Consider the following 22,893-nt stretch of genomic DNA (forward strand, 5'->3'; position numbering starts at 1 on the left):
CGCGCCGACGCAAGCGGCAGCGCTTGTGTCCGCGACCGCGCGGGACTAGCTGCGGCGATCTCCTGCCTCCGAGGCGTTCGTGCACCCATCCCTGGTCATTGCCGGTCAAACCCATCTGCAATCCTATCTACCCGCCGGCACGCCGCCTGCCGACGGCCCGGCGGACGTGCGCTTCGGCGACGCGCTGGTCCTCGACGGGCCGCTGCCGCGCGACGAAGCCTATTGGACGCAGGTCGCGAAAGCGGCGCGCGACGGCACCGTCGCGATTGTCTGGGGCGGAGATCAGCACGACATCTTCCTGGTGGAGCGCCAGCCGCCGCTCGACTTCGTGCTCTCGACCGCGCCGGACCTGCCGCTCGACCCACGCGCCTCCTACGTCAGCGAAAGCCAGCTCCGGGCGGTATTCGCACCATCCTTCACGGGGCTGGCCGAGCTGATCGGCACCTTGCGCCGCGCGGGTGCCCGGGTGCTGGTGGCCGGCACCACGCCGCCGCTCGCCGACACGGAGTCGCGCCTGGCGCGCGCCGTTCGGGATCCCCGGCTGGCCGAGCTGGTCGATGACGGAACGACTGCGATGACCTCCGCCTTCACCATGCAGAAACTGTGGTCGCTGGTGCAGACCATGACCGCCGAGATCGCGGAGGGTGCCGGAGCGCGGTTCGTGCCGGTGCCCGATCGACTGCGGTCCGCCGACGGATTCCTGCCGGATCGCTTCCAGGGCGAGGCGCTATACCCGAACGATGCGTTTGGAAAGGAGATGGCGGCGGAGCTCGCCGCCGCCGCAAAGATGCTGGAGCATGCGGCATGACGACGATCGACGACCTCCCCGATCGCCAGGTACGCGCGCGGGCACCCATGTCTGGGGAGTCGCCGGCAAAACTGATGATCGCCCCCGCCCCGCCCCTGCCTGAGGACGCCCAGATCGTGTGCCTCGGCAGCCGGCTTGCACCGGCGCTCGGCGCGGTACTGGAGACGCGCGGCTATCGTCGGATCCGCACCGACACGACCCATCCCGCATTGCCCCCGATCGAGCCCGAGGCGGAGGAATATGCCTCTTATGGTACGCTCGCCGGGCCCACGGGCAACTCCACTGCGATCGAGCAGCTGCTGCGCCGGTGCTTGGGCGAGTTCCGCCCGGCAGAGGATCGCTGGCCGCAAGGTGATGTCATCGTCGATCCGTTCCGCCCGGGCCTGCGCTACCCGGCTCGCAGCGACCGCGAGTTCGATGTGCTCGGGGAGCGATTCCTGACCGGGCTGCGCTCGGCGCTGCGGCGCGCGCAGGCCGTGGTGATCGCACTGGACACCATCGAGATTTGCGAGGCGGTGGCGGACGGGGCTGTGCTTCCGGTCTGGCCGGCACGCATCGATTCCGATCGCTACCGCATCCGTGCGCTCGGCGCCAAGGAGATCGGCGATCAACTTCAGGTCGCAGTCGAGACGTTGCGCCGGATCAACCCCGCCATCCACGTGCTCCTGATGGTTTCACCCGAGCCCATTCCCGCCACGCATGCGCCGCGCCACGTGTTGCTTGCCGACATGCTGGCAAAGGCGACGCTGCGGGTGGCGGTCGAGCGGGTTTCGAACGCTGAGGGGGTCTTCTACGTGCCCGCGCTGGAACTTGCGTGGGCGATGCAGGTGCCGGCCGAATTGGCCGTTACCAACGCTGCCTTCCTTTCGGCGCTTGGCGAGGCCGTGATCTCCGCCGAAATCGACGCATCGAAGCCGGACGTTGCGCCGTTGCAGGACGAACCGGAACCCCAAGCCGAGAAGAAGAAGGTTCGCGGCCGTCGCACAGGGGCAGCCACGCCGCCCACCGATGCCTCGGCGCCGGACGCGCCCGCGCCCACTCCGACAGAGGAACCTGTGGCCGAGACCAAGTCGAGAGGGCGCAGGGCAAGGGCCGCGACAGCGGGTAAGGTTCCCAAAGCTGCGAGTGCCGCCCCGAAGCGTGGCACGGCCACAGGCGAGGCCCGGCGTGCCAGGCGCGTGGCGCGGAACGAGGCGAAGGAGGCGGATACCCCGGCCAAGAAGGCGCCGGTGATCGCGGTGCCCGTGGACCAGTCGGGCTACAAGGAACCGGGGCGTAAGCGCGGCAAGCGCGCTAAGGCGAATACTGAGGCCGCCAAGGACTCCAAGGCGGCACCCAGGCGCAGGGCCAAGCGCGACAAGGATGGCTGACCGGAGGCGCTACGCTGCCGCGAGCGCCTGCTCCACACCCTCGATCGTGAATGGCTTCAGGAGGCGCGGTGCGTCGCGATGGTGATCGGGGATGCCGTCGTCGCCGCCACCGGTCGCAAGCACATAGCTGATGCCCTGCTCGGCAAGCGCGTCGGCGATGGGCCAGCTCTTCTCGCCGCCACGCAGGTTGACGTCGAGGATCGCGACGTCGATCCCGCCGGCCTCCACCAGCGGCAGCGCGCCCGCAACATCGTCGGCCGTGCCCGCGACCTGGTGACCGAGCACGTCCAGGAAGTCCTCGACCATCATCGCGATCAGCGGCTCGTCCTCGACGAGCAGCACCCGTTTTGCAGACGCCATAAGCTGCGCCCCATAAAGCAAGTTCACACCGCGGCAAGCGCCTCGCGTGCCGCCTCGGCCAGCTGCTGTACCGAAAAAGGCTTTGACAGGAAGGCGACCCGGTCGAGATTGATCGAGCGGCGCATCTGGTCGTCGGCATAGCCGGACATGAAAAGGATCGGCAGGTCCGGGTAGAGCGCCCGCGCGTGCCGGGCCACCGTGGGGCCATCCATCAGCGGCATCACCACATCGGAGATCATCAGGTCGGGCTGCGGCTCGCTGCGCAGCAGTTCCAGCGCCACCTCGCCGTTCTCCGCGGTGAGCACGGTATACCCCTGCCGACTAAGCGCGCGCTGCGCCACCGCCCGCACCATGTCCTCGTCCTCCACCAGCAGCACGGTTCCCGTCCCCCACAGTTCGGCCGGCTTGGGCTTGGGCGCCGGGCGGGGGGCGGGCTCGCCCGGGGCGGCGGCGTGGACCGGCAGGTAGATGGTGAACACTGCGCCATGCCCGGGCGGCGACTCCGCGAAGATGTAACCACCCGATTGCTTGACGATGCCGTAGACGGTCGACAGGCCCAGCCCGGTACCCTTGCCGACCTCCTTGGTGGTGAAGAACGGCTCGAAGATCTTGGGCAGCACCTCGGGCGGGATGCCGGTACCGGTATCCGACACCTCCAGCGCGGTATAGTCAGCGGCGGGCAGGATGTCGCTGTCCAGTCGGTGGACCTCCGCGGCCGAAACCGCGCGGGTCTGGATGGTCAGCGTGCCACCGCCGAGCGCGTCCTTGGCCAGCATCGCGTCGCGCGCATTCACCGCCAGGTTGACCACCACCTGCTCCATCTGCCCCGGATCGGCGCGCACCGGACCCAGGTTGCGCCCATGGCGCACGTCCAGCACGATCCGCTCGCCTAAGAGCCGCTTGAGCAGGTTCGACACTTCCGAGACCACGTCCGGCAGCTGGAGAATCTGCGGGCGTAGCGTCTGCTGGCGCGAGAAGGCGAGCAGGTGCCGGGTCAGGTTGGCGGCGCGGGTGGAGTTGGCGCGGATCTGCTGGATGTCGTCATAATCGCTGTCGCCGGGCGAGTGGCGCATCAGCATCAGGTCGCAATGGCCTAGGATTGCGGTGAGGATGTTGTTGAAATCGTGCGCGACGCCGCCGGCGAGCTGGCCCACCGCCTGCATCTTGGTGGCCTGCGCCACCTCGCGCTTCAACCGGCTCTCCTCGCTGTTGTCCTTGAGGCTCAGCAGCACCGCCGCCTCGCCCAGCCCGCGCACCCCTGCGATGGTCAGCGCCACCGGTTCCTCGGGATGGGACTTCAGCCGCACCACCAGATCGGTGGTGTGCTGCACGCCGCTGGCGAGGCGGCGCACGGTGTCCGCCACCGCCGCCTTGTCCTCGCGGACCACCAGGTCGCCGGGATAGAGCGGCAGCGCCGCGGAGTCGATGCCGGCAGCGCGGACGAAGGCATCATTGAGCTTCAGGAAGCGACCGTCGCGGTCGACCAGCGCCATGCCGAACGGCAGCAGGCCGACCAGCGTGCGCACATGGCTAGTTCCCGCGGCGGTGATCGCCTGCGGCTCCTCCTCGTCGAGCAGGGCGACGAGGAGCGGTGCATCGGGCTCGTCGAGGAACGGAATCTGGATGACGCGCAGCGGATTGCCGGCACCAGGCCATTCGCGTTCGAAGCGGATGCGCCCATGCTGGTCGGTGACGAGCAGCGCCGCAAAGTCGCGGCCGGAGATCGCTCCGGCCCCCGCGCCCATTGCGCGCGCGTGGAGCACGCCATTCGCCGCCAGTACCCGCCCGTCCGCAGAGACCAGCGCCGCCATGATCCCCGCGCCGGCGAAGCGATCGCCCAGCGCGCCGGACAGCGACTCGATGAAGGCGGCGGTCCGCTCGGACGCTTCCGACTCGCCGAAGCGCCAGACCAGCATGTCCTGAGTCTCGCCCGCCCGCGCTACCGACACGTGGAGCGGGGCGCCGCGATACCGCACGGCCGGGCTCGTGGCATAGCCGTCGCGCCAAGCCTGTCGCCCGGCGGTGGTCAGCGCCTCCACCCCGCCGCTGTCGAGCGGCAGGCCCGGCGGCGTTGGAAAGCCGCCGAACAGCGCCTCATAGATGTCGTTGGCGCAGACCAGCCGCCCGGCCCGGTCGGTCACCGCCACCGCGTCGTCCGCCGCTTGCACCGCCGCGCGCACGATGCTCCAGTCGATCGTGGGCGCCTCGGCCACGGGGTCGCGCGACAGCGCCGACCGGGCGACCACCGCGCCGCCGATCACCACCGCCGCACCCAGGAACCCGGCGCCGATCGCGACGCTGTCCACCAGCCACAGCACCAGCAGCGCCGCCACCAGCCCCGCCACCGCCGCGAGACCGAAGGCGGCACGCGGGGTGGCGATGGCAGGGGACGGTGTCATGCCGAGCGTCTTCGCACGCGGGGCCCGCGCGTCAAGCGATCACCAGATGCGGATGCGCTCGGCCGGGGCCAGGTACAGCGGATCGCCCGGCTTGGCACCGAAGGCGGCATACCAGGGATCAAGGTTGCGCACGGTCAGCACGCGCTGGTGGCCAGGCGCGTGCTCGTCCGCGATCAGTTGCTGGCGCGCCGCCGGTTCGCGCAGCTTCTGTCGCCACACCTGCGCCCAGCCATAATAGAAGCGCTGGTCGCCGGTGACGCCGTCGAGCACCGGTGCAGGCTTGCCGCCGAGCGAGCGATGATAGGCGTCGATCGCCACGGTCAGCCCGGCGAGGTCGGCGATGTTCTCGCCCAGCGTGTTGCCGCCCTTTACGTGCAGGCCGGGCAGCGGCTCATAGGCGTCATACTGCGCCACCAGCTTGTCGGTGAACGCCTTGAACCGCGTCACGTCCTGCGGCGTCCACCAGTCGGCGAGCTTGCCGGTGGGGTCGTACTTGCGGCCCTGGTCGTCGAAATGGTGGCTGATCTCATGCCCGATCACCGCGCCGATGCCGCCATAATTCACTGCCGGGTCGGCCTTGGGGTCGAAGAATGGCGGCTGGAGGATCGCGGCGGGGAACACCACCTCGTTCATCGTCGGGTTGGCGTAGGCGTTGATCGTCATCGGCGTCATGAACCATTCGCCGCGATCGATCGGCTGGCCGAGCTTGTTCAGGTCCCGCTGGAAGTCGAACTCGTTCGCCCGCGCGGTGTTGCCGACCAGGTCGCCGCGCCTGATCTGAAGCGCCGAATAGTCGCGCCACGTCTCCGGATAGCCGATCTTGGGCGTGAACGACGCCAGCTTGGCGAGCGCCTTCTCCTTTGTCTCCGGCGCCATCCATTCGAGCTTGCGGAGGCGATCGCCCATCGCCGCGATCAGGTTCTTCACCAGCGCATCGGCTTGCGCCTTAGCCTCAGGCGGGAAATATTTGGCGACATAGGCCTGGCCCACCGCCTCGCCCATACCGTTCGACACCAAAGTCACACCGCGCTTCCAGCGCGCCTGCTGCTCGGGCGCGCCGGTCAGCGTCGTGCCGTAAAAGTCGAAGGTCGCCTTGTCGAAGGGACGCGAGAGATAGGGCGAATAGGTCCGCAGCACGCGAAGCATCGCATAATCCTTGAGCACCGGCAGCGGTGCCGCGCCCCACGCCTTGGCCTCTCCGGCGAGCGCGGTCGGCTGCGCCACCAGCAGCGCGGGCACCTGCGGCAGGCCGAGCGCCTTGGCGTAATCATGCCACGGGAAGCCGGGTGCCTTGGCCAGGAAGTCCGCCGGCGTGAACTTGTTATAGGTCTTGTCGGCGTCGCGGCTTTCCTCGCGGGTCCAATGCGCGGTGGCGATCTGGGTCTCGAAGTCGAACACCGCCTTGGCGCGCGCCGCCGCATTGGCTTCGCCTGCCAGCGTCAGCATCTCCGCCAGATAGGCTTGGTAGGCGGTCCGAATGCCGGCGAGCTTGGCGTCGTCCTTGAGGTAATAGTCGCGGTCGGGCAGCCCGAGGCCCGCCTGGCGCATGCTGACGATATACTGGTCGGGCGCCTTGTCGTCCTGTCCGACGCCCACGCCGAACAGCGTGCCGACACCGCGCCGCTGGAGCCTGCCCATTTCCATCGCGAGCGCGGTCTTATCAACGGCGCCCGCAATCGAGACCAGCCACGGCTTCACCGGAGTGATCCCCGCGGCATTCACCGCCGCCTCGTCCATGAAGCTGGTGTAGAAGTCGCCGGTCTTGTCGCCGGGCCGCTTGGCTGCGTCCTCCAGGATCTCGCGGGTGCGCGACAGCGACAGGTCCTGGAGGACGTGGAACATGCCGTAAGCGGCGCGGTCGGCCGGGATCTCGGTCGCCTTCTGCCAGGTGCCGTTCGCGAAATCGTAGAAGTCGGCGCCCGGCTTCACCGACAGGTCACGCCCCGCCATGTCGAAGCCGAACGTGCCGATCTGCGGCTTGTTCGCATCGGCAGGCGCGACCGGGCCGGTGGCGGCCTGGCCGACGGTCGCGGTCTGTTCCGCTTTCTCGGGCGCGGTCTGCGCGACAACGGCGGTGGAGGCGCAGGCGAGCAGCGCCGGAACGAGGAAACGCATCTTCGGGCAATCCTTCCAGTCGATTGCCCGGTGATCTACTCCAGTGACACGCCCCGTCAACGGACCGCGATCACTCCACCGTCACGCTCTTCGCCAGATTGCGCGGCTGGTCCACATCCGTCCCCTTCGCCACCGCGACATGATAGGCCAGCAGCTGGACCGGCACCGCATAGACCAGAGGCGCGATCAGCGGGTGCACCTGCGGCATCTCGATGGTGGCTATGGTGTTCTCGCCGGCCTGGGCGATGCCCGCCGCATCGGAGATCAGCACCACCTGCGCGCCCCGGGCCTGCGCCTCGGCCATGTTGCTCACCGTCTTGTCGAATAGCGGGCCGGAGGGCGCAATCACAATCAACGGCACCTGGTCGTCGATCAGCGCGATCGGCCCATGCTTCATCTCGCCTGATGCATAACCTTCTGCGTGGATGTAGCTGATTTCCTTCAGCTTCAGCGCACCCTCCAGCGCCAGCGGAAACTCCGGCCCGCGCCCCAGGTACAGCACGTCGCGCGCCTGGGCGATGCGCGGCGCCATGGCGGCGATCTCCTCGTCATGCGCCAGCGCCAGGCTCATCGCCTCCGGCACCTGTTGCAGATGCGCGACCACGTCCGCCTCGTCGAACGGCTTGCCCTTGGCCCGCGCCAGGTTGGTCGCCAGCGCCGCCATCACCGCCAGCTGACAAGTGAACGCCTTGGTGGAAGCGACACCGATTTCGGGCCCCGCATGCGTGGGCAGCAGCAAGTCCACCTCGCGCGCCATCGAACTGGTCGGCACGTTGATGATCCCCGCGGTGGTCACCCCCGCCGCCTTCATGTGGCGCAGCGCCGCCAGCGTGTCCGCGGTCTCGCCCGATTGCGAGATCACCACGCCAAGCGTACCCGGCAGCAGCACCGGATCGCGATAGCGATATTCGGAGGCGACATCGACCTCGACGGGAACGCGCGCGAGCTGCTCGATCCAGTACTTCCCGATCATGCCGACATAGCTGGCGGTGCCGCAGGCGACGATCGCGACCCGCTCGACGGTGGAAAGGTCAAATTCCATGTCGGGCAGCGCCACCCGCGCCTCCAGCGGCCGCAGGTAAGACCGCAGCGTCTGCGCCACCACCACCGGCTGCTCGTAGATCTCCTTCTGCATGAAGTGCCGGTGGTTGCCCTTGTCCATCAACTGCCCGGATGCGCCGGAGTTGACGATCGGCCGCTCCACCCGCGTGTTGTCGCGGTCATAGACCTCGACGCCCTCGCGGGTGATCGCCACCCAGTCGCCTTCCTCCAGATAGGCGATCCGCTGCGTCAGCGGCGCCAGCGCCAGCGCGTCGGAGCCGAGGTAGTTCTCGCCCTCGCCATAGCCAACGGTCAGCGGTGCGCCGAGCCGGGCGCCGAGCAGCAGGTCCGGATGCGTCCGCACCATCACGCCCAGCGCAAAGGCGCCGTGCAGCTGCGGCAGCACCGCGGCCAGCGCCTCGCGCGGTTCCTTTCCCGCCTCGATCTCGCGCGAGATCAGGTGCGCGACCACTTCCGTATCGGTCTGGCTGCGGAATGCGCGCCCCTCCGCCAGCAGCATGTCGCGCAGCGGTTTGAAGTTCTCGATGATACCGTTGTGGACCAGCACCACGTCACCGACGATGTGTGGATGGGCATTGTCCTCGGTCGGCGCGCCATGGGTCGCCCAGCGGGTGTGCGCGATGCCGCTGCGGCCGGGCAGCGGCTCCTCGCGCAGGCGCCGGGCGAGATTGGCGAGCTTGCCCGGCGCGCGGCGGCGATCGAAGTCGCCGTCGTGCACGGTGCAGATGCCCGCCGAGTCATAGCCGCGATATTCCAGCCGCTTGAGCCCGTCGAGCAGCCGGTCGGCAACGTCGTCCTCGGTGCCGAGGATACCTACGATTCCACACATGGGGAGAGCCTAGTCGTAGAGGGTATAGGGAACGTGGATGCCCGGCGTGCCGGGCGGGAAGTCCTTGGTGTTGCGCGTGACGAGCAGCGCACCATGCACGCGGGCCGTGGCGTAGATGAGCGCGTCCATCAGTTTTAGCCGGCTGTGATGCCGGATTTCTGCGGCGTGCAATGCAATGGCTGCATCCACTTCCACGATCTCGAAGGGAGCGATCAGTCGTTCTACCGACCTGCGGGTCGCATCCGGTTCGCCAGCAAGAACCTCCGTCCACACGATCCGACTGATGCGGTACCGATCGTACAATTTCAGCTCCGCCACCGCGGCCGTCCGGGCGTTCAGCCAATCGATCAGGATGTTCGTGTCGAAGAACGCCTCACTCACCGGACGGATTTCGTTCTGGAGTAATGCTCGGCGGGTACGAAGTCAGAGTCGTGCCTGATCGCGTGCTGATACTCGACCGAATCGCCGATGTCGGTGCGATCGCTCCAGTAACCGGCTCCTTCGTCGATCCACGATGTGTCAGCCGGGTCGCTTCGCTCCGCCCGAAATGTCGAGACTGCCTCACGCACCACCGCCGCGCGGGACTTTCCCTCGCTTCGCGCCCGCGCGTCCAGCCAGGAGATGTCATCTTCCGGGATATCGACCAGCGTCCTCATGCCACGCTGATATCACACCCCGATATCACTTCCCAGCCTTCTTGGCGCGGGACATCGCCCTGAACCGCGCCGCCCAGCCCGCCTTGGTCTCGGCAGCGGGTCGCACCAGCCGCAGCGCATCCGCGTCGACATCGGTGGTCACCACCGATCCGGCGCCGACGATCGCCCCGTCGCCAATGCGCACCGGCGCCACCAGCGCCGAGTTGGACCCGATGAAAGCCCCCGCGCCGATCTTCGTTCGATACTTGAAGAAGCCGTCGTAATTGCAGGTGATCGTTCCCGCACCGATATTGGCATCGGGACCCACCTCGGCGTCACCGATGTAGCTCAAATGGTTGGCCTTGGCTCCTTCGCCCAGCCGCGCCTTCTTCACCTCGACGAAATTGCCGACCTTGGCGCCCGTCTCCAGCACCGCGCCGGGACGAAGCCGCGCGTAGGGCCCGACCTCGCAGCCGCGCCCTACCGTCGCCCCCTCCAGATGGCTGAACGCGCGGATCGTCGCGCCGTCCGCCACCGCCACGCCGGGCCCGAACACCACGTTGGGCTCCACCGTCACATCGCGGCCCAACTGCGTGTCATAGGCGAACCACACCGTGTCGGGAGCGATCAGCGACACCCCATCCGCCATCGCCCGCTGCCGCCGCGCCTGCTGCCACGCCGCCTCGACGCGCGCCAGTTCGGCGCGGCTGTTCACCCCCGCGACCTCGCCCTCGCCGGTCTCGATCACCGCCGAGGCGCGTCCGTCATGCGCCGCCAGCATGACGATGTCCGGCAGGTAATACTCCCCCGCCGCATTGTCATTGCCGACCCGTGCGAGCAACCCGAACAGATCCTCGCCTCGCACCGTCATCAGTCCAGAGTTACAAAGCGTTACGGCACGTTCCTCAGACGAGGCATCCTTGAACTCGACCATCTTGTCGATCCGCCCGTCCGCGTCGGCAACGATCCGGCCATAGGCGCCGGCATCGGCAGGGCGGAAGCCGAGCACCACCGTCGCCGGGAGGTCGGGCGCGTGCAGCCGATCGAGCATCCGCCGCATCGTCTCGGCCGAAATCAGCGGCACGTCGCCGTAGAGGATCAGCACGTCGCCAGCGAAGCCGCCCAGCGCCTCCTCTGCCTGCGCCACCGCATGGCCGGTGCCGAGCTGCTCGGCCTGATGGCAGACCGACACACCGTGCGGCGCCACCGCCGCCTCTACCTGGTCGCGGCCGGCACCCACCACCACGATCGCCCGCTCGGGCTTCAACTGCGCCACCGCGGCGAGCAGGTGGAGCAGCATCGGCCGCCCGGCGATCGGATGGAGGACCTTGTGCAGATCCGATTTCATCCGCGTGCCCTTGCCGGCCGCGAGCACGATGGCCGCGAGCGGCCGCTGGTGAGTGTCCGCCATGGGCCATGCCCTGCCACCTCCGGGTTGCCATTTCCAGAGCGAGCCGCCACCGCGCCGCAGCATGAGCTTCCCCTTCGCCATCGTCGGCTTCGATCTCGACGGCACCCTGCTGGACACCAGCCGCGACCTTGCCGCCGCCGCCAATGCCGCGCTCGCCGCGGGCGGACGGGGTCCGTTGCCGGTCGAGGCGGTGCTGGCGCGGGTTGGCGGCGGCACGCGCAATATGCTCGCCGGTGTGCTGGAGGTGAGCGGCGGCGCCACCGCGGCAGAGGTCGACCGGCTGCTGCCGGTGCTCCTCGCCCATTATGAGGCGAACATGACCGTCCATACCCGGCCCTATCCCGGCGTCGTCGGGGCGCTCGACGCTCTGATCGCCCGCGGAGTCACCTTGGCGGTGGTGACCAACAAGCTGGAGGGCTTCGCCTCCACCCTGCTCGCGGCCACCGACCTGCGCGATCGCTTCGCCTGCGTGATCGGCGGCGACACGCTGCCCGTCGGCAAGCCCGCACCCGACGGCATCGTGGAGATGGTGCGGCGCTGCGGCGGCGGACGAGCGGCATTCGTGGGCGATTCGATCTATGACGTGCGGGCGGCGACGGCGGCCGGCGTGCCGGTGATCGCCTGCCGCTTCGGCTTCTCCCCGGACGAGGTCGACTCGCTTGGCGCCGATGCGGTGATCGATGATTTCGCCGCCTTGGTGCCGGCGCTGGAGCGGCTGGGATGAGCCGCCGCATGCTGCTTCGCCTCGTCCTCTTCGCCGCCGCGCTGGTCGTGGCGGTCACCATGGCGCTGCTGCCCGATCCGCCGCAGCTCGCGCTGGAGGGGTTCGGCGACAAATATCGGCACATGACCGCCTTTGCGGTGCTGTCGCTGCTCGCCGCCCGCGCTTTTCCGAGTGCCTCGTTGTGGCGCGTGGGCGAGCGGCTGTCGTTCCTGGGCGCGATGATCGAGGTCGTCCAGTCGATCCCCGCGCTGCACCGCGACTGCGACATTCTCGACTGGCTGGCCGATACCGCCGCGATCGCGGTCGCGCTGCTGCTGGTCGCCGCTATCCGGTCGCGCCGCCGCGCCGCCACTTGATCCACAGGTGCCGCGCCAGCATCGCCGGCGGCATGCGCAGCCAGTGCGAGCGGACGTAGAAGGCGAGTTCGGTCACCGGGCGAGTCGGCCGCCCCCAGCCGTCGCGGGCGAGCAGGCGGCGGCGGAACAGACGGTCGGAGGACCTCAGCTTGGCGAGTCGTTCTGGCACCGGCGTGCCATAGAGCGCATGCGACAGGCGCAACCCGCGCTCTACCGCAGGCGTTAGCTGGTGGAGACGGGCACGTTCCAGCAGCCGCCCCTCGAACCCTTCCTCCTCGCCGAACTCCCGCACCAGCCGGTCGATGTCCCACAGGTTGCGCAGCCCGCCCGCCAGGTCGCCATCGGCGAACAGGTGCGCGGTGGCGTGGACCACCATGTCCTCCGGCGACAGCACCTCCAACCTGTTGTCGAGCGGCACCGCTTGGCGGACAAGCGCCGCCGCATCGGGCTTCGGCCGGGCGGTGAGCGGCAGGATCGTGTGGTGAACGTCGATCATCCGGTCGCGCTCGCGGTGGATCAGCGGCGGCAGCTCGTGCATCCAGCGCCGGTAGTAGGCGTCGTCATAGGGGTCGGGCTTCACCCATTCCCAGCCATGCGCCAGCAGCGCGCGCTCCACCGCGTCGAGCCACCCGCGCGGCACGAGGATATCGAGGTCGCCGATGAAGCGCCCCTGCCCCGCCGCCAGCCCCGCGGCGGCATAGGCCGTGCCCTTGAGCAGCACCACCGGGCAGCCGAGCGGCGCCAGCGCCCGGCGCGCCATCTCCGCTTCCCACAGCGCCGCCCGCCGCTGCTCGACCGCCGCGTCGCGCGCGTCCGCCAGGATCCGCGACACCGCGACTGGCACTTCCAGCCCCGCGCAGCGCTCGGCGAGGCTGCCGATCAGCCGCTCGGCCCGCGCCATCGTCAGCAGCGCGGTCCAGCTCTCCACATCCAGCGCCAGCACCGTCTCGGGCTCTGCGAGCGCGCGAACCAGCAGAGCCGCGTCGCTCACGCCCATGCCCGCTCCACCGCCGCCAGCGCCGCCGCGGTATCGGGATAGTCGACCGCCAGCGCCGGCACCTCGCGCACGAATCGCGTCAACGCCGCGAACCCGCGCTCCGCCATCGAAACGTAATTGGTCGACGCCTGCGTCAGCCGCACGAACGCCTCCAACGGCGGCACCGGCCGCGCGTCGGCGGCGGCGCCGTAGCGCGGGAACAGCAGCAGCGCCGGCGTCGCCGGCACGTCCATCGCCGCGATCGCCCGCGCGTCGGGCACCAGGTGGCGGATGTCGCCCTTGGGCGTGCCCGCCAGCAGCGGCCCGAACCGCGCGCCCGGCACCGCCCGCTCCACCTCCGCCACCGAGGCGTTCTTGAGGCTGACCAGCCGGGGGAAACCATGGATCAGCCCCGTCTCGGGATCGAGCAAAGCGAACTCGTCCCCCATCAGCCGCCAGCCACGCGCCGACAGCAGCGCCGCCAGCGTCGACTTCCCCGAACCCGACTCGCCGGTCATCACCAGCGCCCGCCCGTCGCGCTCGACACACGAGGCATGGAGCAGCAGGTGGCGGCGGTGCCCCAGCGCAAGCTGTAGGTTCATCCCCATCTCCGCCGCGAGCAGCCCATGCGCCAGCGGCAGCGGCGCGGCGTCGGGCAGCATGAAATCGCCCTCGATCAGCACGCTAGGCCGGATCACCCGCCGCCACGGCCGCGGCGCGCGCAGCCGGACGGTATAGTCGGGCACGTCGTCGAAGCGTGGATACTCCGCGTACAGTCGCTCCAACGCCGCGATCGGCGCCCGCCAGTCGCTGCCGATGCGGAAGCTCGCCGGGCCGATGCGGAGCTTGGTCTGGTGCCTCACCCGCGCTCGACTAGCCCGGCCTCGACCAGTTCGTCGAGCCGCGCGGCGAGCACGCCCGCATCCGCATCGGGCATCTCGAACTGCGCGCGCAGCCGCTCCAGCAGTTCTGATACCGAAGTCCAATCGCGTCCCAGCGCCGCAAGCAGCTCGGGCACAAGCGGCTCGACCACATGGGTCATGCCGGAAGGCCGATGATAGATCACGGCCAGGTCGTCGAGTTCGGCCACCCCCATCGCCTCGGCGGATGGCGCGCGATAGCAGCTCACCCGCGCGGGTTTTGGATCGAGGCGAAGCAGGTGAAGCCGCTGTTGCCGCGTTGCAGCCTGCGGATATAATTCAGATAGGCGCTGGTCTGGCCGCTGGTGGTCCAGGGCAGGTTGTCGCCCTCGTACAGTGCGGAGCGGACCTCCTCGCCCGAATAGGTCCGCCATGCCGGCGGATAGGAGCCCCAGGTTCCCGCCGGCACCAATGTGCCGTCCGCCTTGATCCACTTCGAGCGGTTCGCCGCCTCGGGCACCGCGATGTCGCAGTTGAGCACCGATCCCGCGGTCGCCGCCAGCGCCGGCCGGATCGTCACCACCGCGGCGGCACCGGTGGCGCCGAGCCGCAGCACGCGGCGGCGCGCGGCGTTCGCGGGGGCAAGCTCGGAATCGTCCTGGTCGCGCATCGCCGTCCTTATCAGTCGGCGGGCCTTTCATAATCGTAACGCGTCGGCAAGGCAGGCGAAGTACGGCGTCCCGGCCCGGCACGTTAACCGTGATCGCCCGCACGCTTGCGCCGCTTTGACAACGGGCAGCGGCGGACTACGGCTTGCGCATGTTCGATCTGCCGTTCCGCGTCTGGCCTGCGCTGGGGATCGTCGTGATTGCCGCTGCGATCGTGGGTGCGGTCGCATCCTCGCTGGTCGGGGCGGCGGCGACGCTCGTGTTCGGCGCTGTGGCGGTGCTGCTCGCCGCCGAGCAGGAAGAGGAGGACGAGGATGTCGATGCTCCCCCTCCGCCACCATTGCCGCAGCCGGTGGAAACCGTTCTCGACGCGATCGTCGCACCGGTCCTTGTCGTACAGGACGGCCGTATCGCCATCGCCAACCGCGCCGCACGCACGCTGCTGGGCGAGCATGTCGCAGGGGAGGACGCACGCACCGCGATCCGCCACCCCGCTGCGGCCGAGCGGCTGACCGCGAATCTGGACGGTGCCACGCTGACCCCGGTCGACCTGGTCGGCATCGGCACGCTCGACCAGCGCTGGCAGATGCACGTGACCCCGGTGGGCGACGGCACCCGCGTCGTCTATCTGGTTGACCAGACGGGCAATTACGCGACCGAGCGGATGCGCGTCGATTTCGTCGCCAACGCCAGCCACGAGCTGCGCACCCCGCTCGCCTCGATCCTCGGCTATGTCGAGACGCTCAGCGACGAAGCGGGGGAGGATCCCGCGTTGCGCCAGCGCTTCCTGCGCGTGGTGCTCGATGAGGCACACCGCATGCAGCGGCTGGTCGAGGACCTAATGTCGCTGTCGCGGATCGAGGCGGAGAAGTACCGCTCGCCGTCCGCGCCCGTCGACCTGATCGATCTGGTGTGCCAGGCACGTGACGAGCTGGCGGTCGGCCATGCCGCGCGTGACCGCGCGATCGAGATCGCCGCCGAAGCGCCGCTGCCGCCCGTTGCCGGAGATCGCGTGCAGCTTTCGCAGATGATCCACAATCTCGTCGGTAACGCCCTGAAATATGGCGCTCCCGGCACGCCGGTATCGATCATCGTCGCGCTCGATGGGCCACGCGCGATTCGGCTCACCGTCACCGACCAGGGCGAGGGCATTGCCCCCGAGCACCTGCCGCGGCTGACCGAGCGCTTCTACCGCGTCGATCCCGGCCGCAGCCGTTCGCTGGGCGGCACCGGCCTCGGCCTCGCTATCGTCAAGCACATCGTCGAACGGCACCGCGGACGGCTGGACATCGCCAGCGTGGTGGGCAAGGGAACCCGCGTCACGGTCACCTTGCCGGTGCTCGATGTCATCAAGGCGTAACCGGAGCGTCACATGGGGGCGGCGGCGCACTGCGCCACAAGGGGACTCGATGAAACGCATCGCTGCGATGGTCGCGCTGGCCGCGCTTTCGCTCGTCGCCTGTCGCGATCAGGCGAACGGCGGGGGCGGCACCCGTGATCAGATCGCTGTCGTCGGCTCCTCCACCGTCTATCCCTTCACCACCATCGCCGCCGAGCGCTTCGTCGCCGCCGATCCTGACGCGCGCCCGCCGGTGATCGAGTCGACCGGTACCGGCGCGGGAATGAAGCTGTTCTGCGCCGGCGTCGGCGCCGCGCACCCGGATATCGCCAATGCCTCGCGCCGGATGAAGCGCAGCGAGTACGACACCTGCCAGAAGAACCGGGTCGGCCCGATCCTGGAAATCCAGGTCGGCATCGACGGCATCGCCTTTGCCGAGGCGATGCGCGGCCCGGCGATGGCGCTGACCCCGGCGGACATCTATCGCGCGCTCGCCGCCACCCCGCTGGGTCGGCCGAACCCCGCGCGCACCTGGCGCGACGTCAATTCCGCGCTGCCCGCGGTGCCGATCCAGGTCTATGGCCCGCCCGCCACCAGCGGCACCCGCGATGCGCTCGCCGAACTGATCCTCGCTCCCGGCTGCGAGGCCACCGATCCGCAGGCCAAGGCGCTTAAGGAGCGCGACGAGGACGCCTACAAGCAGCGCTGCCTGCGCGTGCGCGAAGACGGCGGCTACATCGATGCGGGCGAGAACGACAACCTCATCGTCCAGAAGCTCTCCGCCAACCCAAATGCGCTGGGCGTGTTCGGCTATTCCTATCTCGAGGAGAATGCCGGCACCGTGAAGGGCGTCCCGCTGAACGGCATCGAGCCGACCTATGACGCGATCGCGAGCGGCGCCTATCCGGGTGCCCGCCCCCTGCTCCTCTACGTCAAGAAGGCGCACCTGCGCGCCATCCCCGGCCTGCAACGCTTCTTGGAGGTCTATGCGACGCTCTGGAATCCCGACGGTCCGATGGTGAAGCGCGGACTGATCGCCGCGCCCCAGGCGATCCGCGCGCGCTCGGCGGCGATCATCCGCACCGGCACCCCGCTCGATCCGGCGGAACTACACTGATGTCAGGCACCGCGCTCGTGATCCTGATCGTCGGCCTGGCGTTGGTCGGCTGGGCAAGCGCCCGCACCCGCGCGCGGCGGTTCCGCGCCAGCACCGCACGGCGCTTCTCGTCGCTGCCACGCCATTACGGCTGGTTCGTCGCTTTGTGTACGGTGCTGCCGCCGCTGCTGTTCCTGTTCGTCTGGGCGCTCACCTCGCCTGCGCTGGTCACCGAAGCGGTGATCGCCACGCCCGCCGGAGCACACCTGCCCCCGCCCGGGTTCGAGCGCGGCGCGATCCTCGCCGAAGCGCGGGCGCTCGCCACCGGGCGCATGTCGGGCGCGTTCAACCCGCTCGCCGAGCAACTCGCCCCTGCCTATCGCGATGCCCAGGCGCGCTACGACTGGATCGCAACCGCGCTGGTGCTGCTGCTCGCCTTCGCTGGCGGCGCGCTCGCCTTCCTGCGCGTCCGGCCCGATTTCTCCGCGCGCACGCAGGTGGAGCGGGTGACGATGGGCGTACTGCTCGCCGCCTCGCTGATCGCGATCTTCACCACCATCGGCATCGTCGCCTCCCTGCTGTTCGAGAGCGCGCGCTTCTTCGCGATCGTGCCGATCACCGATTTCCTGTTCGGGCTGCACTGGTCGCCCCAGGTGATCGACGCGCGCGATCCCGGCGCTAGCCTGGGCGCGGTGCCTTTGTTCTGGGGCACGTTCTTCATCGGCGCGGTGATCGCGATGGCGGTGGCGATCCCCTTCGGGCTGATGAGCGCGATCTACCTCACCCAATATGCCCGCCCCACCACGCGCCGCTGGATGAAGCCGGTGCTGGAGATGCTCGCGGGCGTCCCCACCGTAGTCTATGGCTATTTCGCCGCACTCACCGTCGCCCCCGCGATCCGGGGCTTCGCGGTCTCGATCGGCGTCTCCTGGGCGTCCTCCGAGAGCGCACTTGCGGCGGGCGTGGTCATGGGGATCATGATCATCCCCTTCGTTTCCTCCATGGCCGACGACTCGATAGCGGCGGTGCCCACCGCGATGCGCGACGGCAGCCTGGCGATGGGCGCCACCTCGTCCGAGACGATCAAGAAGGTGCTCGTCCCCGCCGCCCTCCCCGGCATCGTCGGCGGCGTGCTGCTCGCGGTCAGCCGCGCGATTGGCGAGACGATGATCGTGGTGATGGCCGCCTCGGGCGTGGCGACCCTGTCGCTCAACCCCTTCGCCAGCGCCACCACCGTCACCCGCCAGATCGTCGACCTGCTTACCGGCGAGGCGGAGTTCGACTCGGCCAAGACGCTCGCCGCCTTCGCGCTGGGGCTGACGCTGTTCGTCATCACTCTGCTGCTCAACATCGTCGCCCTGATCGTGGTGAAACGCTACCGGGAGGCGTATGAGTAAGTCGCTCGTCGCGCAGCTGCCCACCGGCGGCGCCGAACCCGCCGACCGTACGCCGACCGACTGGCGGACGGAGGCGATGCAGCGCCGCATCCGTCGCCGCTATGGCGCCGAGCGCCGCTTCCGCTTCCTCGGTCTCGCCGCGGTGGCGCTGTCGGCCGGGTTCCTCGCCTTCCTGCTGTTCACCATGCTGGCGCAAGGCGCGAGCGGCTTCACCCGCACCGAGATCGCGCTGCCGATCGACTTCGCTGCCGCGAACCTGAAGGTGGATGGCGCCCAGCTGCGCGGCCGCGGCGCCGATCTTGCGCTCGCCGGCGCTGGCCTTGAGGATGCGGTGGACAATGCCGCGTCCGCCGCCTTCCCCCAGGCAGGCGGCGCGGAATTGCTTTCGGACGGCGCCTGGCAGGTGGTGCGCGAGGCGCTCAAGAACGATTCCTCGCTGCTCCGCCGTCGCGCCTCCATCTCCGTGCCGGTCAACGCCGATGTCGACGTCGCCTACAAGGGCGATGGCGCGCCGGCGGCCGAGAAGATCGTCGCCACGCTCGGCGACCGCCTGTCGCGCGGCTGGAACGGCACCTTCCTCTCCGCCGCCGACTCCACCGACCCTACCCGCGTCGGCATTTGGGGGGCGCTCAAGGGCTCGCTGCTCACCATGGTGGTTACGCTCGGCCTCGCCTTCCCGATCGGCGTGCTCGCGGCGCTCTATCTTGAGGAGTATGCCCCCAAGAACCGCTGGACCGACCTGATCGAGGTGTCGATCAACAATCTGGCGGCGGTGCCCTCGATCATCTTCGGCCTGCTCGGCCTGGCGGTGTTCCTCGGCACCTTCGGCCTGCCCCGGTCCGCGCCGATCGTCGGCGGGCTCACGCTCGCGCTGATGACCATGCCGGTTATCGTCATCGCCGGGCGCAACGCGATCAAGGCGGTGCCGCCCTCGATCCGCGACGCCGCGCTCGGCATCGGCGCCTCGCCCGTCCAGGTCGTCTTCCATCACGTGCTGCCGCTGGCGCTGCCCGGCATCCTCACCGGCACGATCATCGGCATGGCGCGCGCGCTGGGCGAGACAGCGCCCCTGCTGATGATCGGCATGCGCGCCTTCATCGCCGCTCCGCCGGAGGGGCTGCGCGATCCCGCCACCGCCTTGCCCGTCCAGATCTTCCTCTGGTCGGACGAGGTGAACCGCGGCTTCGTGGAGAAGACCTCCGCCGCGATCATCGTGCTCCTCGTCGTCCTCCTGGCGATGAACGGGCTCGCCATCTATCTCCGCAACAGGTTCGAGGTCCGCTGGTGACACACAAGATCACCGCCCACGACGTCAATGTCTTCTACGGCGACAAGCAGGCGATCGACGGTGTCTCGATCGACATCGATCAGGAGGACGTTACCGCCTTTATCGGCCCCTCGGGCTGTGGCAAATCCACATTCCTCCGCACCCTAAACCGAATGAACGACACCGTGCCCTCGGCGCGCGTGCAGGGCGACATCCGCCTCGACGGCGAGGACATCTATTCGAAGGACATGGACGTGGTCCAGCTGCGCGCCCGCGTCGGCATGGTCTTCCAGAAGCCCAATCCGTTCCCCAAGTCGATCTACGAGAACGTCGCCTACGGCCCGCGCATCCATGGCCTCGCCTCCTCGAAAAGCGAGATGGACCGCATCGTCGAGGCCTCGCTCACCCGCGCCGGCTTGTGGAACGAGGTCAAGGATCGCCTGAACGATTCGGGTACCGCCTTGTCGGGTGGCCAGCAGCAGCGGCTGTGCATCGCTCGCGCGATCGCGGTCGACCCAGAGGTGATCCTGATGGACGAGCCGTGCAGCGCGCTCGATCCGATCGCCACTGCGCGGATCGAGGAGCTGATCCACGAGCTGCGCGGCCGCTACGCCATCGTGATCGTCACCCACAATCTCCAGCAGGCGGCGCGCGTCAGCCAGCAGACCGCCTTCTTCCATCTCGGCCGGCTGATCGAGCATGGCCCGACCTCGGACATCTTCACCAATCCGCGTGAAGAACGCACGAAAGACTATATCACCGGGCGATACGGGTGAAGGATCGCACCATGGCTCAAGGGCAGGACCACACGCTCAAGGCGTTCGACCAGGACATCGTCACCCTGCGCGGCCTCATCAGCCAGATGGGCGGCATGGCGGAGGAGGCCATCGAGCAGGCGATGCGCGCGCTCCAGCGCGGCGACGCCGAGCTCGCCGCCGAGGTGAAGGCTGCGGATGCCAAGATTGACGCAATCGAGGCGGAGGTGGAGCGGATGGCGGTGCGCACCATCGCGTTGCGCGCACCCATGGCCAACGACCTGCGCGAGGTGGTCGCCGCGCTCAAGATCGCCGGCGTGGTCGAGCGGATCGGCGACTATGCCAAGAACATCGCCAAGCGCGTGCCCCAGATCGAGAGCGAGCACCGGATCGAGCCAATCTCGATCCTGCCCGCCATGGCCAAGATGGCGGCCGAGATGGTGCACGACGTGCTCGATGCCTTTGCCGCCCGCGACGCCCACGCAGCGCTTTCCATCTGCGAGCGTGACGACGCGCTGGACGATTTCTACGACAGCATCTTCCGGACTTTGGTGACCCATATGGTGGAGAATCCGAAGACGATCAGCCAGGTCGCGCACCTGCTGTTCGTCGCCAAGAACCTCGAACGCATCGGCGACCATGCCACCAACGTGGCCGAGATGGTCTATTTCGCCGCCACCGGTACCCGCATGGCGGATCGTGAGAAGGCGCACGGCTGATGGCAAAGGCGCGCATGCTGTTGGTCGAGGATGATGCCAGCCTCGCCGAACTGCTGGTCTGGCACTTCAAGCGCGAGGATTTCGAGGTCGCGCACACCATCGATGGCGAGGAGGCTTTGCTCCTCGCGCGCGAGAAGGTGCCCGACATCGTCCTGCTCGACTGGATGGTCGAGGGTCTGTCGGGGATCGAGGTGTGCCGCCGGCTGCGCCGCGCCGCCGAGACGCAGAACGTGCCGATCATCATGCTCACCGCGCGCGGCGAGGAAGAGGATCGCGTCCGCGGGCTGGAGACGGGCGCGGACGATTACGTCACCAAGCCCTTCTCCCCGCGCGAGCTGGTCGCGCGCGTCGGTGCGGTGCTGCGCCGTGTGCGTCCTGGGCTCGCCGGCGAGGTGCTGAGCTACGCCGACCTCGAGATGGACACGGTCGGCCACAAGGTCCGCCGCGGCGGCGCGATCGTCCCGCTCGGGCCGACCGAGTTCCGCCTGCTCAAGCACTTCCTGGAGCATCCCGGCCATGTCTTCTCGCGCGAGCGGCTGCTCGACAGCGTCTGGGGCCACGACAGCGACATCGAGGCGCGCACCGTGGACGTCCACATCCGCCGCCTGCGCAAGGCGATCAACGAAGGCGGCCGCCAGGATATCATTCGCACCGTCCGCTCGGCAGGGTACGCGCTCGATTCAGGGCTCTGAACCCCATGCCCGTTTGTGCTGAGCGAAGTCGAAGCACTTGGCTGCGCGCAAGGCTTAGCCTTCGACTTCGCTCAGGCCGAACGGAGATAGCTCAACCTGGGGACGGTTCTACTGCTAGATTAGCCCCGCCAGCGGACTCGACGGATCGGCATAGCGCCGCAGCCCCATGCGCCCGGCGCGATAGCTCAGCCGGCCCGCCTCCACCGCGGCGCGCATCGCGCTCGCCATTAACACCGGGTCCTTGGCCTCGGCGATCGCGGTGTTCATCAGCACGCCGTCGCAGCCCAGTTCCATCGCCACCGCCGCGTCGCTGGCGCAGCCGACGCCCGCGTCCACCAGCACCGGCACCTTGGCGCCCTCCACGATCAGCCGGATCGTCACCCGGTTCTGGATGCCCAGCCCCGATCCGATCGGTGCGCCCAGCGGCATGATCGCCACCGCGCCCGCCTCTTCCAGCTGCTTCGCCGCGATCGGATCGTCGACGCAATAGACCATCGGCTTGAAGCCCTCGGCTACCAGGGTCTCGGTCGCCTTCAGCGTCTCGCGCATGTCGGGATAGAGCGTGCGCGCCTCGCCCAGCACCTCCAGCTTGACGAGGTCCCAGCCGCCCGCCTCGCGCGCCAGCCGCAACGTGCGCACGGCGTCGTCGGCGGTGAAGCAGCCCGCGGTGTTGGGCAGATAGGTGAAGCGCTTGGGATCGATATAGTCGGTCAGCATCGGCGCCTTCGGGTCGGACACGTTGACCCGGCGCACCGCCACGGTCACGATCTCGGCGCCCGACGCTTCCAGCGCCGCCGCGTTCTGGGCGAAGTCTTTGTACTTGCCCGTGCCGACGATCAGCCGCGAGCGGAAGGTGCGGCCCGCCACCGTCCAGCTGTCGGTGTCCACAGCCGCGGCATGATCGCCGCCGCCGACCCCCGCGATCGGATGATCGCCGCCGCCGACAAAGTGGACGATCTCGTAGTCGTCGCCATCCTCCACCCGCACGTCGGCGAGCGTGGAGCGCGGCACCACCTCCAGGTTGCGCTCCACCGCCACCTTCTCGGGCACCAGCC

General features: G+C 69.0%; 23 protein-coding genes. 11 read left to right on the top strand and 12 right to left on the bottom strand.

All coding sequences use genetic code 11. From position 1 onward, the window contains the following. Positions 1-79: 79 nt before the first annotated feature. Complete coding sequence (locus tag ACFDTH_RS06065) at positions 80-808, top strand: hypothetical protein (RefSeq protein WP_375286619.1); 729 nt, start codon at positions 80-82, stop codon at positions 806-808. Beyond that, positions 805-2,178 carry a GSCFA domain-containing protein gene (locus ACFDTH_RS06070; RefSeq protein WP_375286620.1) on the top strand — a complete coding sequence of 458 codons (1,374 nt, stop codon included), beginning with the start codon at positions 805-807 and terminating at the stop codon, positions 2,176-2,178. The genes ACFDTH_RS06065 and ACFDTH_RS06070 overlap by 4 nt, the downstream gene beginning before the upstream one ends. Positions 2,179-2,187: 9 nt before the next feature. On the opposite strand, the gene ACFDTH_RS06075 is transcribed toward ACFDTH_RS06070, so the two are convergent. The 7 genes from ACFDTH_RS06075 to glmU form a co-directional block, all read right to left on the bottom strand. After that, on the bottom strand, positions 2,188-2,538 hold the full coding sequence (locus ACFDTH_RS06075) for a response regulator (RefSeq protein ID WP_375286621.1): 351 nt from the start codon (positions 2,536-2,538) through the stop codon (positions 2,188-2,190). Between the two features lie 23 nt (positions 2,539-2,561). After that, the gene (locus tag ACFDTH_RS06080) at positions 2,562-4,937 is read right to left on the bottom strand and encodes a response regulator (protein ID WP_375286622.1); all 2,376 of its coding nucleotides are present in this window, start codon (positions 4,935-4,937) and stop codon (positions 2,562-2,564) included. A gap of 39 nt (positions 4,938-4,976) precedes the next feature. After that, a complete protein-coding gene (locus ACFDTH_RS06085) occupies positions 4,977-7,052 on the bottom strand; it encodes a M13 family metallopeptidase (RefSeq protein ID WP_375286623.1) in 2,076 nt (691 codons plus the stop codon). Positions 7,053-7,122: 70 nt separating this feature from the next. Beyond that, positions 7,123-8,943 carry a glutamine--fructose-6-phosphate transaminase (isomerizing) gene (gene glmS, locus ACFDTH_RS06090; protein ID WP_375286624.1) on the bottom strand — a complete coding sequence of 607 codons (1,821 nt, stop codon included), beginning with the start codon at positions 8,941-8,943 and terminating at the stop codon, positions 7,123-7,125. 9 nt (positions 8,944-8,952) lie between these two features. After that, positions 8,953-9,324 carry a type II toxin-antitoxin system VapC family toxin gene (locus ACFDTH_RS06095; protein ID WP_375286625.1) on the bottom strand — a complete coding sequence of 124 codons (372 nt, stop codon included), beginning with the start codon at positions 9,322-9,324 and terminating at the stop codon, positions 8,953-8,955. Beyond that, a complete protein-coding gene (locus ACFDTH_RS06100) occupies positions 9,321-9,599 on the bottom strand; it encodes a ribbon-helix-helix protein, CopG family (protein WP_375286626.1) in 279 nt (92 codons plus the stop codon). The genes ACFDTH_RS06095 and ACFDTH_RS06100 overlap by 4 nt, the downstream gene beginning before the upstream one ends. A gap of 25 nt (positions 9,600-9,624) precedes the next feature. Continuing rightward, the gene (gene glmU / locus ACFDTH_RS06105; protein WP_375286627.1) at positions 9,625-10,989 is read right to left on the bottom strand and encodes a bifunctional UDP-N-acetylglucosamine diphosphorylase/glucosamine-1-phosphate N-acetyltransferase GlmU; all 1,365 of its coding nucleotides are present in this window, start codon (positions 10,987-10,989) and stop codon (positions 9,625-9,627) included. 61 nt (positions 10,990-11,050) lie between these two features. Between glmU and ACFDTH_RS06110 the strand changes: the two genes are divergently transcribed. Then, positions 11,051-11,713, top strand: coding sequence for an HAD-IA family hydrolase (locus ACFDTH_RS06110; protein ID WP_375286628.1), 663 nt, complete (start codon positions 11,051-11,053; stop codon positions 11,711-11,713). Beyond that, positions 11,710-12,069: a hypothetical protein gene (locus tag ACFDTH_RS06115; protein WP_375286629.1), complete on the top strand. Its 360-nt coding sequence runs from the start codon at positions 11,710-11,712 to the stop codon at positions 12,067-12,069. Before ACFDTH_RS06110 ends, ACFDTH_RS06115 begins: the two co-directional genes overlap by 4 nt. Here the strand turns inward: ACFDTH_RS06115 and ACFDTH_RS06120 are convergent. Genes ACFDTH_RS06120 through ACFDTH_RS06135 form a run of 4 tightly spaced genes read right to left on the bottom strand, consistent with a single transcriptional unit; the run spans position 12,038 to position 14,575 of the window. Then, positions 12,038-13,066: a nucleotidyltransferase family protein gene (locus tag ACFDTH_RS06120; RefSeq protein ID WP_375286630.1), complete on the bottom strand. Its 1,029-nt coding sequence runs from the start codon at positions 13,064-13,066 to the stop codon at positions 12,038-12,040. The two genes, ACFDTH_RS06115 and ACFDTH_RS06120, sit on opposite strands and share 32 nt — an antisense overlap. Continuing rightward, the gene (locus tag ACFDTH_RS06125; RefSeq protein ID WP_375286631.1) at positions 13,057-13,908 is read right to left on the bottom strand and encodes an HprK-related kinase A; all 852 of its coding nucleotides are present in this window, start codon (positions 13,906-13,908) and stop codon (positions 13,057-13,059) included. Before ACFDTH_RS06125 ends, ACFDTH_RS06120 begins: the two co-directional genes overlap by 10 nt. Continuing rightward, the gene (locus ACFDTH_RS06130; protein WP_375286632.1) at positions 13,905-14,174 is read right to left on the bottom strand and encodes an HPr-rel-A system PqqD family peptide chaperone; all 270 of its coding nucleotides are present in this window, start codon (positions 14,172-14,174) and stop codon (positions 13,905-13,907) included. The genes ACFDTH_RS06125 and ACFDTH_RS06130 overlap by 4 nt, the downstream gene beginning before the upstream one ends. After that, positions 14,171-14,575: a hypothetical protein gene (locus ACFDTH_RS06135; RefSeq protein WP_375286633.1), complete on the bottom strand. Its 405-nt coding sequence runs from the start codon at positions 14,573-14,575 to the stop codon at positions 14,171-14,173. The genes ACFDTH_RS06130 and ACFDTH_RS06135 overlap by 4 nt, the downstream gene beginning before the upstream one ends. Before the next feature lie 149 nt (positions 14,576-14,724). Here ACFDTH_RS06135 and ACFDTH_RS06140 point away from each other — a divergent pair, with 149 nt between their 5' ends. Genes ACFDTH_RS06140 through phoB form a run of 7 tightly spaced genes read left to right on the top strand, consistent with a single transcriptional unit; the run spans position 14,725 to position 21,838 of the window. Further along, positions 14,725-15,933 (top strand): ATP-binding protein, encoded by a 1,209-nt coding sequence (locus ACFDTH_RS06140; RefSeq protein ID WP_375286634.1) that lies wholly within the window; start codon positions 14,725-14,727, stop codon positions 15,931-15,933. A gap of 49 nt (positions 15,934-15,982) precedes the next feature. Further along, positions 15,983-17,029, top strand: coding sequence for a substrate-binding domain-containing protein (locus tag ACFDTH_RS06145; protein WP_375286635.1), 1,047 nt, complete (start codon positions 15,983-15,985; stop codon positions 17,027-17,029). Further along, positions 17,029-18,405, top strand: a complete 1,377-nt coding sequence (gene pstC / locus ACFDTH_RS06150) for a phosphate ABC transporter permease subunit PstC (RefSeq protein ID WP_375286636.1) — start codon at positions 17,029-17,031, stop codon at positions 18,403-18,405. The genes ACFDTH_RS06145 and pstC overlap by 1 nt, the downstream gene beginning before the upstream one ends. Next, positions 18,398-19,693, top strand: coding sequence for a phosphate ABC transporter permease PstA (gene pstA, locus ACFDTH_RS06155; RefSeq protein WP_375286637.1), 1,296 nt, complete (start codon positions 18,398-18,400; stop codon positions 19,691-19,693). The genes pstC and pstA overlap by 8 nt, the downstream gene beginning before the upstream one ends. Beyond that, positions 19,690-20,448: a phosphate ABC transporter ATP-binding protein PstB gene (gene pstB / locus ACFDTH_RS06160; protein WP_375286638.1), complete on the top strand. Its 759-nt coding sequence runs from the start codon at positions 19,690-19,692 to the stop codon at positions 20,446-20,448. The genes pstA and pstB overlap by 4 nt, the downstream gene beginning before the upstream one ends. An 11-nt stretch (positions 20,449-20,459) precedes the next feature. Next, a complete protein-coding gene (phoU, locus tag ACFDTH_RS06165; RefSeq protein ID WP_375286639.1) occupies positions 20,460-21,146 on the top strand; it encodes a phosphate signaling complex protein PhoU in 687 nt (228 codons plus the stop codon). After that, positions 21,146-21,838 (top strand): phosphate regulon transcriptional regulator PhoB, encoded by a 693-nt coding sequence (phoB, locus tag ACFDTH_RS06170; RefSeq protein ID WP_375286640.1) that lies wholly within the window; start codon positions 21,146-21,148, stop codon positions 21,836-21,838. Before phoU ends, phoB begins: the two co-directional genes overlap by 1 nt. A 114-nt stretch (positions 21,839-21,952) precedes the next feature. On the opposite strand, the gene thiS is transcribed toward phoB, so the two are convergent. Beyond that, positions 21,953-22,893, bottom strand: a 941-nt coding sequence (gene thiS, locus ACFDTH_RS06175) for a sulfur carrier protein ThiS (RefSeq protein ID WP_375286641.1), incomplete at its 5' end; no start/stop codon positions are given.

This window comes from Sphingomonas sp. (assembly GCF_042096255.1).
GTDB lineage: Bacteria > Pseudomonadota > Alphaproteobacteria > Sphingomonadales > Sphingomonadaceae > Sphingomonas.